Source organism: Pseudomonas sp. XP2 (genome assembly GCF_053557975.1).
Window position 1 is genome coordinate 120,403 of sequence record NZ_JBNRIK010000017.1, and the last position, 11,390, is coordinate 131,792.

10 protein-coding genes and 1 pseudogene are annotated in these 11,390 nt (G+C 60.9%); 7 read left to right on the forward strand and 4 right to left on the reverse strand.

Translation table 11 applies throughout. The features are described 5' to 3' along the window. Positions 1-174 precede the first annotated feature (174 nt). Genes ACK1VC_RS18760 through ACK1VC_RS18780 form a run of 5 tightly spaced genes read left to right on the forward strand, consistent with a single transcriptional unit; the run spans position 175 to position 5,051 of the window. Entirely contained in the window at positions 175-1,509 is a 1,335-nt protein-coding gene (locus tag ACK1VC_RS18760; RefSeq protein WP_095117166.1) for a UDP-glucose dehydrogenase family protein, read from the forward strand. Beyond that, positions 1,497-2,471, forward strand: coding sequence for an NAD-dependent epimerase/dehydratase family protein (locus ACK1VC_RS18765; RefSeq protein WP_023048172.1), 975 nt, complete (start codon positions 1,497-1,499; stop codon positions 2,469-2,471). The genes ACK1VC_RS18760 and ACK1VC_RS18765 overlap by 13 nt, the downstream gene beginning before the upstream one ends. Before the next feature lie 34 nt (positions 2,472-2,505). Continuing rightward, the gene (locus tag ACK1VC_RS18770; RefSeq protein ID WP_016486576.1) at positions 2,506-3,249 is read left to right on the forward strand and encodes a glycosyltransferase family 2 protein; all 744 of its coding nucleotides are present in this window, start codon (positions 2,506-2,508) and stop codon (positions 3,247-3,249) included. Continuing rightward, positions 3,246-3,518, forward strand: a complete 273-nt coding sequence (locus ACK1VC_RS18775; RefSeq protein WP_016486575.1) for a lipid-A-disaccharide synthase N-terminal domain-containing protein — start codon at positions 3,246-3,248, stop codon at positions 3,516-3,518. Before ACK1VC_RS18770 ends, ACK1VC_RS18775 begins: the two co-directional genes overlap by 4 nt. 3 nt (positions 3,519-3,521) lie before the next feature. Next, positions 3,522-5,051 (forward strand): ArnT family glycosyltransferase, encoded by a 1,530-nt coding sequence (locus ACK1VC_RS18780; protein ID WP_191087665.1) that lies wholly within the window; start codon positions 3,522-3,524, stop codon positions 5,049-5,051. Between the two features lie 18 nt (positions 5,052-5,069). Here the strand turns inward: ACK1VC_RS18780 and mqo are convergent, their stop codons facing one another. Further along, on the reverse strand, positions 5,070-6,647 hold the full coding sequence (mqo, locus tag ACK1VC_RS18785) for a malate dehydrogenase (quinone) (protein WP_023048175.1): 1,578 nt from the start codon (positions 6,645-6,647) through the stop codon (positions 5,070-5,072). A 144-nt stretch (positions 6,648-6,791) separates the two neighbouring features. Between mqo and ACK1VC_RS18790 the strand changes: the two genes are divergently transcribed. Then, positions 6,792-8,012: a putative DNA modification/repair radical SAM protein gene (locus ACK1VC_RS18790; RefSeq protein WP_016486573.1), complete on the forward strand. Its 1,221-nt coding sequence runs from the start codon at positions 6,792-6,794 to the stop codon at positions 8,010-8,012. Then, positions 8,003-8,848, forward strand: a complete 846-nt coding sequence (locus ACK1VC_RS18795; RefSeq protein WP_016486572.1) for a TIGR03915 family putative DNA repair protein — start codon at positions 8,003-8,005, stop codon at positions 8,846-8,848. Before ACK1VC_RS18790 ends, ACK1VC_RS18795 begins: the two co-directional genes overlap by 10 nt. A 206-nt stretch (positions 8,849-9,054) precedes the next feature. Here ACK1VC_RS18795 and ACK1VC_RS18800 read toward each other — a convergent pair whose 3' ends face one another. From ACK1VC_RS18800 to ACK1VC_RS18810, 3 genes and pseudogenes are all read right to left on the reverse strand, one after another. Further along, positions 9,055-9,309 (reverse strand): PAAR domain-containing protein, encoded by a 255-nt coding sequence (locus ACK1VC_RS18800; RefSeq protein WP_016499958.1) that lies wholly within the window; start codon positions 9,307-9,309, stop codon positions 9,055-9,057. After that, complete coding sequence (locus ACK1VC_RS18805; RefSeq protein ID WP_224372510.1) at positions 9,306-10,124, reverse strand: DUF6708 domain-containing protein; 819 nt, start codon at positions 10,122-10,124, stop codon at positions 9,306-9,308. Before ACK1VC_RS18805 ends, ACK1VC_RS18800 begins: the two co-directional genes overlap by 4 nt. Beyond that, positions 10,117-11,390, reverse strand: a pseudogene (locus tag ACK1VC_RS18810) (T6SS effector BTH_I2691 family protein); the annotation flags it as partial. The gene ACK1VC_RS18805 and the pseudogene ACK1VC_RS18810, both read right to left, overlap by 8 nt.

Genomic DNA, 11,390 nt, shown 5'->3' on the forward strand with positions numbered 1-11,390 from the left:
TCAAGGGTTTGTGCCCGCCCTACAGCGCGTTATCGCGAGCACTGGGTAAGTCTAGATCTTCTGCCCGCACGCAACGGGATCCCGACCACATAGCGGCTCAATTCATCCATCAGGTAACAAATCCTAAACAACACTGTGACATTTTTTTCAGCTTTCCTATCAAGGAGCTGAACGATGAAAGTCACGGTTTTCGGTACCGGCTATGTCGGCCTCACCCAGGCAGTGTGCCTGGCGCAGGTGGGGCACTCGGTGTTGTGCATGGATGTCGACGCTGAGCGGGTCGCCACCCTCAATGAAGGCCATTGCCCGATCTTCGAGCCCGGCCTTGCGCCGATGCTGGAAAAAAACCTGGCTTGTGGCCGCCTGCGCTTCACCACTGACGCCAGGGCAGCAGCCAACTACGCCAGGCTGCAGTTCATTGCAGTCGGCACACCGCCGCAAGCCGATGGCAGCGCTGACCTGAAGCAGGTGTTCGCCGTGGTCGACAGCATTCTCGAACACGCTGACGGCGCGGTGATCGTCAACAAGTCCACCGCGCCGGTCGGCACGGTGCACCGCATCAAGTCGCGCATAGCCCAGTCCGTCGCCGCCCCCGCTCGCTTCCAGGTAATCAGCAACCCGGAGTTTCTCAAGGAAGGCTCGGCCGTGGACGACTGCATGCGGCCGGACCGCATCATCATCGGCGGCGCCGAACCGGCCGAGGTGGAGTTATTGCGCGAGCTGTACCTGCCGTTCAGCCGCAACCGCGAAAAACTCATGATCATGGATGCACGCAGCGCCGAGCTGACCAAGTATGCGGCCAACTGCATGCTGGCGACCAAGATCTCCTTCATCAACGAAATCGCCAACCTGGCCGAGCACCTGGGGGCCGACATCGAAATGGTGCGCCGCGGCATCGGCTCCGACCCGCGCATCGGTTACGACTTCATCTACGCCGGCTGCGGCTTTGGCGGCTCGTGCTTCCCCAAGGACCTGCAAGCCCTGCGCCGCAGCGCCGAGGCTGAAGGCTTCGAGGCGCAGTTGCTGCGTGCGGTGGAGTCGGTCAACGAACATCAGAAGGGTCGGCTGTTCAGCAAGATCCAGCGGCATTATCCCGATGGCCTGCGGGGCAAGGTATTCGCCCTGTGGGGCTTGTCGTTCAAGCCCAACACCAATGACATCCGCGAAGCGTCCAGCCGAACCTTGCTGGAAGCGCTGTGGGCTGCTGGCGCGCGAGTACAGGCCCACGACCCGCAGGCGATGGACGAAATCCTTCGGCATTACGGCCTGCGCGCCGATTTGCAACTGGTGCCGTGCAAGGACGATGCACTGGAAGGCGCCGATGCGCTGGTCATCGTCACCGAGTGGCAGGACTATCGTGTGCTGAATCTGGACAAGGTGCAGGAGCTGTTGGCCGATCGAGTGGTGTTCGACGGCCGCAACCTGTTTGAACCCGAGCACATGACCGCCGCCGGCCTGACCTACTACGGTATCGGCCGCGGCCAGGTGCAGCCAGCATGCCCGTACTGATTACCGGTGTGGCCGGCTTTATCGGGTTCCACGTCGCGTGCCGCCTGTGCGAGGCTGGCATCGAGGTGATCGGCATCGACAACCTCAATGCCTACTACAGTGTCGAGCTGAAACGGGCGCGCCTGCAACAGCTGTCCAGCTTCGCCAATTTCCGCTTCCAGCCCCTCGACATCGCCAACAGCGTCGACCTGCAACAGCTGTTCAGCGGGCAGGCGTTCAGTGAAGTGATCCACTTGGCGGCCCAGGCCGGGGTGCGCTATTCGCTGGACAACCCCGGCGCCTATGGCCAGGCCAACCTGGTCGGTTTCCTCAATATGCTCGAAGCCTGCCGCCAGCAACCGCCGCGCCACTTGATCTACGCCTCCAGCAGCTCGGTGTACGGCGCCAACGCCAAGCTGCCGTTCAGCGTCGACGATCCGGTCGAGCAGCCGGTGTCGCTCTATGCCGCCAGCAAGCGCGCCAATGAACTGATGGCGCACAGCTATGCGCACCTGTATCGCCTACCGACCACGGGTTTGCGCTTTTTCACCGTCTACGGTCCTTGGGGCCGCCCCGACATGGCGCTGTTCAAGTTCACCCGCGCCATGCTCGAAGGCCGCCCGATCGAGATCTACAACAACGGCCTGATGGGGCGCGACTTCACCTACATCGACGACATTGTCGAAAGCATCCTGCGCCTGCGCCTGAAGCCACCACAGCCTGCCCACGGGCGACCGCCCTGCCAGCTGTTCAACATCGGTCGCGGCCAGCCGGTGCGGCTGCTGCATTTCGTCGAGTGTCTGGAGGACGCCTTGGGCATCAAGGCCCAGCGCGACTACCTGCCACTGCAAGCGGGAGACGTGCTGGAGACCTGGGCCGATGTGGGCTCGCTGGCGCGCTGGGTCGACTTCACCCCGGGCACATCGCTGGAACACGGCATTAACGCTTTCGTTGGCTGGTACCGGGATTTTTACCGGGTTTGAGCCGCGCACTCACAACAAGACCACAGGTAGCCTCATGACAGATCCACTTGACCTCTCGGTACTGATCCCCGCCAGGAACGAGGTCGACAACCTGCCATCATTGTTGATGGAAATCCGCGCCGCACTGGCCGCCGAAGACTATGAAGTACTGGTGGTCGATGACGGCAGCAGCGATCGCACCCTGAGCGTACTTCAGCAACTGAAAAGCCAGGGTTACACGCAGCTGCGCATACTGCGCCACGAACGCTCGCTGGGCCAGAGCACCTCGCTTTGGCACGCCGCGCAGGCTGCCCGCGGCCACTGGCTGGCCACCCTCGACGGCGACGGCCAGAACGACCCGGCAGACATCCCTGGCATGCTCGACCTGGTGCGCGCCAACCAGGCATTGGCCGGTGGCGTGAAACTGGTCGCCGGGCACCGCGTCAACCGCCGAGACAGCGCGAGCAAGCGCTGGGCTTCGCGTGTTGCCAACGGCTTGCGCAGCCGCCTGCTCAAAGACGCCACGCCAGACACCGGCTGCGGGCTGAAGCTGATCGAGCGCGCAGCCTTCCTGCGCCTGCCTTACTTCGACCACATGCACCGCTTCATCCCGGCCCTGATCCTGCGCCACAACGGCCGCATGCTGGTGCACCCGGTCAACCACCGACCACGCCATGCCGGGGTGTCCAAGTACGGCAACCTGGACCGCGCCCTTGTCGGCATCCTCGACTTGTTCGGGGTGTGGTGGCTGATTCGCCGCACCCGCCTGGGCAGCCGCCCGCAGGAGTTTGAAGGATGACCCGCGAAACCCTGTGGCTGATCATCGGCTTCGCCGGTCAGGCGGTGTTCACCGGGCGCTTCGTGCTGCAGTGGCTGTACAGCGAGTTCAAGCGCCGCAGCGTGATCCCGGTAGGTTTCTGGTATCTGAGCATGCTCGGCAGTGCGCTGCTGCTGACCTACGCCATCTACCGCCAGGACCCGGTGTTCATCATCGGCCAGAGCTTCGGCTTTCTGGTCTACCTGCGCAACCTGCAACTGATCGCCCGCCACCAGGAACAGAAGGAATAGCCCTTGCCGAGGTTCAAGACGCTTGGGGCCGAACGCCTGGCCCTGATTGCCCTCGCCGTAGTGTTGGTGGGTGCAGGTATCGGCTGGCGACAGCCGATGAATGTGGATGAAGAGCGCTTTCTCGGCGTAGCCCTGGAAATGCTGCAAAGCGGCAACTGGTTCATCCCCCACCGGGCAGCGGAAATCTACGGCGACAAGCCGCCGCTCTTCATGTGGACCGTGGCCCTGTTCAGCCAACTGACCGGCTCGCCCAAGGTTGCCCTCTACCTGCCCGGGTTGATGTCGGCGGCAACCATCACCTGGGTGCTGCACGACCTGGGGCGGCGCCTGTGGAACCGGCGCATTGGCGTGATCGCCGCCTTGCTGTTCCTGGCCACCTACCAGAGCTACAGCATCCTGCGCACCGGACAGATCGACAGCTTCCTGTGCCTGTGGGTGGCGTTGGGTTTCTATGGCATGGTGCGCCACCTGCTATTGGGGCCGGCGTGGGGTTGGTTCTACCTGGCCTGTGCGGCCATGGGGCTGGGCATCATCAGCAAAGGCGTGGGCTTTGTCCCGGCGCTGATGCTGCTGCCCTATGCCTGGGCGGTGCGCCAAGGCTGGCACGGCGTTGTGGCCATGCCTGGCCAGGGTTGGCGCTGGGGCCTTGGGCTGCTTTGCCTGCTGGCCGGTTGCGCGGTGTGGCTTGTGCCCCTGCTGATGTCGATCGCCCAGGGCGGTGGCGCAGCGGAGCTGGCCTACCTCAAGGAAATCTTGCTGCGCCAGACCGCCAGCCGCTATACCAATGCCTGGGACCATCGCGAGCCATTCTGGTACTTCTTCGTCAAGGTCATTCCCAAGTACTGGCTGCCGCTGGTGCTGGCCCTGCCTTGGCTGGTACCGGCCTGGCGACGCCAGCTGCAAAAGCGCGACGGGCGCTTCTGGCTGCTACTCGGCTGGGTGGCGTTGGTGCTGCTGTTTTTCAGCCTCAGCAGTGGCAAGCGCAAGTTGTACATCTTCCCAGCGCTGCCGGGCCTGGTGCTGGCCATCGCCCCGCTGATACCGTGGCTGCTCAAACGCTGGTTGCTGGGCCGGCCGGCCTGGCGCAAAGCCTTTGTCGCCGTGGCCCTGCTATGGTTCGCGCTGTGGTTCGCCCGCGGCTTCGTCGAGCCGCTGAAGGAGGGCCGCAACCCGCATGAGACGCTGATGAGCGAAGCGGCACGCGCCACCGGCGGTGCCGAGCTGGTGCTGGTCAACTGGCGAGAAGGGCATTGGCTGTTTGCCCGACAGCCCATCGTGCATTTCGGCTTTACCGGACAATCCAGGGCGGATGCGGCGGTCTATTGGCTGCGCCACAACCCCACCGCCTTCGCCCTGATCCCGGCCTCTGAACTGGGCCGCTGCTTCAGTGCCGACAAGGCCCGCAAGCTTGGCGAGACTTCGCGGGCTGAGTGGTATGTAGTGCGTGCCGATGCCGACAACGGCATGTGCCAAACCACTCCCCCGAGTCACGTCTACCGCTTTGCCTGGGCAGACGCGCCCGTGGCTCGTTAAAACCTGCGCCCCGCCGTGCTACGGCGCAGCGGTGCCGGCTGGCGGATCGAGTTGCAGCACCTCGTTGGTGTACGCCCACTCCTTCAATACCTGGTCGGGGTGGTCGTTCAGGCGCGTTCCGTAGGACGGGATGATCTGTTTGATCTTACCCTGCCATTGCGGCGTTGCTACCTTGTCCTTGAACACCTTGTTGAGCACATCGAGCATGATCGGTGGCGCGGTCGAGGCCCCCGGCGAGGCACCTAGCAACCCGGCGATGCTACCGTCCCTGGACATCACCACCTCAGTACCGAGCTTGAGCACGCCACCCAATGCCTCGTCCTTCTTGATGATCTGTACCCGCTGGCCCGCCTGCCACAGCCGCCAGTCTTCCTTCTTCGCCTCGGGGAAGTAGGTGCGCAGCGCTTCGAAGCGGTCATTGTCGGATTGCAGCACCTGGCCGACCAGGTACTGCACCAGGTCAAACTCGCGTACCCCTACCCGTACCATCGGCCAGGCGTTGTGCACGCTGGTACTGGCAAGCAGGTCGAGCAGCGAGCCTTGCTTGAGGAACTTGGTCGAGAAGGTGGCGAACGGCCCGAACAGGATCATGCGCTTGCCATCGAGCACCCGGGTGTCCAGGTGCGGCACCGACATGGGTGGCGCACCGGTGGCGGCAATGCCGTAGGCCTTGGCCATGTGCCGCTGGGCGATGGCCGGGTTATCAGTGACCAGGAACGAACCGCCGACCGGGAAACCCGCATAGTCCTTGGCTTCGTCGATACCCGACTTCTGCAGCAGGGGTAACGCCGCACCGCCGGCACCAATGAACAGGAATTTGGCGTCGGTGGCCGCCTTGCTGCCATCGTTGAGGTTCTTGTACTCGACATGCCAGGAACCGTCGCCGTTACGGGTGATTTCCTGTACCTCGGTGGACAGCTTGAGATCGAAGTTCGGCCGGGTCTGCAGATAGCCCACATATTGCCGGGTAATCTCGCCAAAGTTGACGTCGGTGCCAATCGGGGTCCAGGTTACCGCCAGTTTCTGGTTTGGGTCGCGCCCTTCCATCATCAACGGTACCCATTTGCGGATCTGCTCATGGTCCTCGGAGTACTGCATGGGCTTGAACAACGGGCTGGCCTGCAGCGCTTCATAGCGCTTCTTCAGGAAGCGGATGTTGTCGTCCCCCCAGACGAAACTCATGTGTGGCGTGGTATTGATAAACGAATGCGGGTTCTTCAAAACCCCCTGTTTGACCTGCCAGGCCAGGAACTGGCGGGTGATCTGGAACGACTCGTTGATCTCCACCGCCTTGCTGATGTCGATCTTGCCGTCTTTTTCCGGGGTGTAGTTGAGTTCGGCCAGGGCCGAGTGGCCGGTGCCTGCGTTGTTCCAGCCGTTGGAGCTTTCTTCGGCCACCTTGTCCAGGCGCTCGACCATTTCCATTGACCAGCCCGGCTCCAGTTCGTTGAGCCAGACCGCCAGCGTGGCGCTCATGATGCCACCGCCCACCAGCATGACATCGACCTTCCTGGTTTCCGCAGCCTGGGCGTTGAGCATGCCAAAGGCCAAGGCCAGCCCGGCCAGTGCCAGCTCCGGCTTCAGGGTAATTTTCATAACCTTTTCCGCGCCTCGTTGCTCTCCGTAAGTCAGCCTCAAGCTTAGCTGACGGATTTACTCGGGCATGGCTGGCGTACAACCACTTGCAATCCGGCACATCTCAAAATACTGTATGAATATTCAGTACAAAGAGACAGACCCATGCAACTCATCGCCAAGCTCGGCATCCTGGCCGACGCCGCCAAGTACGACGCATCCTGCGCCAGCAGCGGTGCGCCCAAGCGCAATTCGCGCGGCGGCGACGGCCTGGGCGCCACCAACGGCATGGGTATCTGTCACAGCTACACCCCCGACGGCCGTTGCGTATCGCTGCTCAAGGTATTGTTGACCAACTTCTGCCTGTACGACTGCCAGTACTGCGTGAATCGCCGTTCCAGCAACGTCCCCCGCGCGCGCTTCAGCCCTGAGGAAGTGGTACGCCTGACTCTGGATTTCTACCGACGCAATTGCATCAGCGGCCTGTTCCTCAGCTCCGGCATCATCCGTTCGGCGGACTACACCATGGAACAGCTGATCCGCGTAGCTCGGCTGTTGCGCGAAGAGCACAACTTCCGCGGCTACATTCACCTCAAGACCATCCCCGATGCCGACCCGCTGCTGATCGAAGAGGCTGGCCGCCTAGCCGACCGCCTCAGCGTCAACATCGAACTGCCCACCGAAGCCAGCCTCAAGCGCCTGGCGCCGGAAAAACACGCGCATACCATCCGTCAGGCCATGGGCGTCATTCACCAGGGCCAGCAAGCCGTGGCCAACGAACCCAAAGCCCCGCGCTTCACCCCTGCCGGGCAAAGCACCCAGGTCATCGTCGGCGCCGACAGCACCGACGACAGCACCCTGCTGCGCAATGCCGAGTCGCTGTACCAAGGTTACGGCCTGAAGCGCGTGTATTACTCAGCCTTCAGCCCGATCCCCGACAGCCCGGGCAGCGTGCCCCTGGCTGCCCCACCGCTGCTGCGCGAGCACCGCCTTTACCAGGCCGACTTCCTGCTGCGTGGCTACGGCTACAAGGCGGGTGAGCTGCTTGGGCAAAGCGGCAACCTGGCGCTGGATATCGACCCCAAGCTGGCCTGGGCGCTGGCCAACCGTGACGTTTTTCCGCTGGATGTAAACCGCGCCGAGCCTGCGCTGCTGGCGCGCATTCCCGGTATTGGTCTGCGTAGCGTGCAACGCCTGGTCGCGCTGCGCCGGGAACGGCGAATCCGCTATGACGACCTGATCCAGTTGCGCTGCGTGCTGGACAAGGCGCGGCCGTTCATCGTCACCAGCGATTACCGCCCAGCCCAGGGGGAGCTGCGCAGCGGCTTGCTGCGGGCACGTTTGCGGGAGCCGCAGGCACCCGTGCAGATGGGGTTGTGGGGATGATTGCGCTCAACTGCGATGACCGGTTCGTCACGTGGCGGGATCAGGCCCGTGTGTTGCTCGGGCATGGCATCGACCCTTCGCAAGTCACCTGGTCACAAGGCCCGATGGCAGACCTGCTGGCAGTGCCTGCGTCGCCCCCCGAAGGCCCTGGCCCTTTTCGCGCCAAGGTGCCTGCCGCGCTGCTGAACCAGTTGGAGCAGGCTGCGCGTTACTGCGGCGAGCAACGGTGGAACCTGTTGTACGAAGTGCTCTGGCGGGTGGCCCATGGTGACCGCACGGCCATGCTGGCGGGCGACCGATTGGGCAGTGAACTGCAACGGCGCATCAAGCAAGTCAGCCGAGAGGCGCATCACCTGCATGCGTTTGTGCGCTTCGTGCCGTTGCCAGAAGCGTTGGCAGAACGGCTGCAACTTGATCTGGTCGCCTACCACGAACCGGCGCATGACATTCTAGAGAGTGCCAGCCCCCATTTTGCCGATCGCCTGGGGCGTTTGCGCTGGTTGATCGCCACACCACAGGATGGCATTCGGTTCGACGGACAGGTGTTCGATTACCAACGTCGGTGCCCCGAGCGCTGGCAGCAATGGGCGCGCAACGCTGAAGACCCAGGTGCCGAACTATGGCGCACCTATTACCGCCATACCTTCAACCCCGCCCGCCTCAACCCCGATGCCCTGCGCCTGCACATGCCCGGGCGGTTCTGGCGGCATTTGCCGGAAGGCATGCTGATACCGCAACTCGAAGGCCTGGCCCGCCAAGGCAAACAGCGGGACGGCCAAGCCCTTGAAATTGCCGCCAAACCCGGCAAACAGATCAACGCGCCAGCAGATAGCTGAAAAACTAACTGTCTCACGTTGTCTTGCATGGCGTCCTAAGGCTTGCACGATCACTGTGGGAGCGGGCGAAGCCCGGGCCATCCACCGCGTTGCCTGCTGGTACGGCGCAAGTCCAGGTCACACACCATCTTTGTGGGAGCGGCTTTAGCCGCGAACACCGGCGTAGCCGGTGCCATCCACTTCAATACCTGCTTCACAAGCCCCTCTTACAGCAGCCACCCGGCATCCCCTTCCTCAAGCACACCACCGTGATCCGTCCGGTCGCCTTTGCGGGCCACCGCCGCACCTTCGATCAGGAAATGCCCGGCCCCACTCTCTATCACCGCGCCACAGGTGGTCCGGTCACCTACCCTGGCAACCGGCCTGCCGTTAAACGTATACGTAGCGCTCCCGCTTTCGACCTGGTTTACCCCATGCAGCGGACAGTTGTGTTGGTGGCCTACAAGTACAACCGGATTCATAGGGCTTCTCCTTCAGACGGTGCAGTACGGGATTCGCGGTCAATGTCCGCTGGCCATTCAACCTTTGGCGCCAGGCAGTGCATGTGGCTCAGACCATCGTCGTCGTTCCAGTCGCGGGGTGGGTGCACGAACTTTGGCAAGGCTTCGGGGCCTTGTTGCATGAACAGCCGGGCGATGGCCCAGTAGGCTTCACCCTTGTATAGGTTGGAGGCGAACTCCACGCGATCGATGACTTCGTTGGTTTCCGGGTTGCGGACCGACAGCTTGACATTTTCGATAAGGCCGCCGTGGCCGGGAGCGTAGACGCGGTAAACTTCCGCGGTTACGTCGTCCCAGTTGTAGGCGACAGGTTTTACACCCCAGTGCTTACGGCTGAACAAGTAAACGTAGTGGTATCGGAATTGATAGAAATAGACCTTCCGCCGCAGACGATTAAAGCGAATGGGCTCGTCTCTTGGCAGCATCAAATCTAACTTCACAACCGAAAACACACCTCCAAACCAAACAAGAGGTCCAATAATCAGTATAACGTACATCATCCATTCACGCGTCCAGCCATAACTCAAGACAGTCCAGTACAACCACAGCGTCAAACCAAAAAAGAACAGTAATGCGGGAATACCGAGCAAGGCCAGAACGCCACGCAATATTAGAGTGGACCTCGATAACTCCAGATAGACATCGTCAATATGGTTCGGCGACGGGCTGATATCCTCCAGATTGAAACGGGGGACTGTTTCTTCATCCACATGCGGCAGATCATGGCTCCAGCCCAATTCTCGCTTCCATAAAACTCTTGACTCACGCTCAATCATTCTGCCTCCGGTTACATACCTCGGCATACGCACTGTCTATAGTACGATCTGGCCAAAACATTACTAGTAATGTCGCTGCTACTACGGAGTGACTTCCTATCGTCGGCAGAAGCTCAACAACTCCAGAAATCTCTAGACTCGTTAACTCTTGATCACCTGCTACCGCGATATGCAATTTTTTTTCAAAAGCGATATCACTCTTGTAGTCAGGAAGGCGCGGTGAAGAAAATTCAGAATAGTTAACCGATTGGGAAACAGCACTAGAAGAAGCATGGCACTCTTCACCAACAAGGATTTCCCCGCCGGAAAACTCTGGAAAATCTCCATCTCCATGGCGATGCACTATCAAACTCCAGCTATACGCAGAGTCATTTTCCCTATACCTAGGCAAGACGATCTGAAATTTCAGTTTATGCTCTACTTCTAACCCAACCAACCCACCTATCCGAGGCACTGTCGGGTTGGTTATGAGGCTTGACTCAAAGTGCAGCTTAGCTTGCATACCCAGCGTTGCAGCATTGAGCTCGGCAAAAGCTATATCCGCATATTCTGGAGTGTCCCAATGAATAATAGGCGTTTCATCTGCTTTTCCAAAGCAGCATCGCCTTGCCCAACGCTCCAGTAGGTCTGATTCATTTCTTTCAGCTTGTTTGCTCGCCGTATATGCTAACAGCACCAGTATCACAGCAATACCTAATGGGCCAAGCAGAGAAGCATTGAATACCGCTCCTGCAAAGAAAATGGCTCCGGTCCCAAAAGTCGCTGCAGAGAAATAGAAATACGCCATCGCTACACTGTCACCCGCTGCAGTAGCGCGTTTAGCAGATGAAATAGCCTGAGCGGCTTCGATAAACCCAGCAACAGAGCTTACTACCGCCCCCAGCCTTATCAAGGCCCCTCCAGTGGCTACAGCGGCTTTGGTCCACGCCCCCCCCATTCGGCCAGCAGTTGACCTCAATACAAGTCCAACCACCTCAAGTTGCCCTCCCAACAGTCCCAATTGCGAACCTTGCAATGCCAATTTTGCTTCGTAAGCCTTCGGCCCAATCTCCGCTTCCGCTTTTTCCTGATTCCTGCTCAGAGCGTCATGCTGCAAATACAAGCCACCTATAGCCAGCAGCAACTCCCAACTGCCTGCCGCTCCACGCAAGCCGCTAAAACCAGTTCGCACCAACTGCGCCGCCTGCTGGGAAGTAATACGCATGCCCTGCAACACCTTTCGCGCATTCGACTCGAGCGTCCCCGCCGCGACCGAGACCTCCACCA

Coding starts and splice junctions, on each gene's coding strand:
- ACK1VC_RS18790 (WP_016486573.1), top strand. CDS start 6,792: ATGCAACTCATCGCCAAGCTCGGCATCCTGGCCGACGCCGCCAAGTAC.
- ACK1VC_RS18765 (WP_023048172.1), top strand. CDS start 1,497: ATGCCCGTACTGATTACCGGTGTGGCCGGCTTTATCGGGTTCCACGTC.
- ACK1VC_RS18775 (WP_016486575.1), top strand. CDS start 3,246: ATGACCCGCGAAACCCTGTGGCTGATCATCGGCTTCGCCGGTCAGGCG.
- ACK1VC_RS18805 (WP_224372510.1), bottom strand. CDS start 10,124: ATGATTGAGCGTGAGTCAAGAGTTTTATGGAAGCGAGAATTGGGCTGG.
- ACK1VC_RS18800 (WP_016499958.1), bottom strand. CDS start 9,309: ATGAATCCGGTTGTACTTGTAGGCCACCAACACAACTGTCCGCTGCAT.
- ACK1VC_RS18760 (WP_095117166.1), top strand. CDS start 175: ATGAAAGTCACGGTTTTCGGTACCGGCTATGTCGGCCTCACCCAGGCA.
- mqo (WP_023048175.1), bottom strand. CDS start 6,647: ATGAAAATTACCCTGAAGCCGGAGCTGGCACTGGCCGGGCTGGCCTTG.
- ACK1VC_RS18770 (WP_016486576.1), top strand. CDS start 2,506: ATGACAGATCCACTTGACCTCTCGGTACTGATCCCCGCCAGGAACGAG.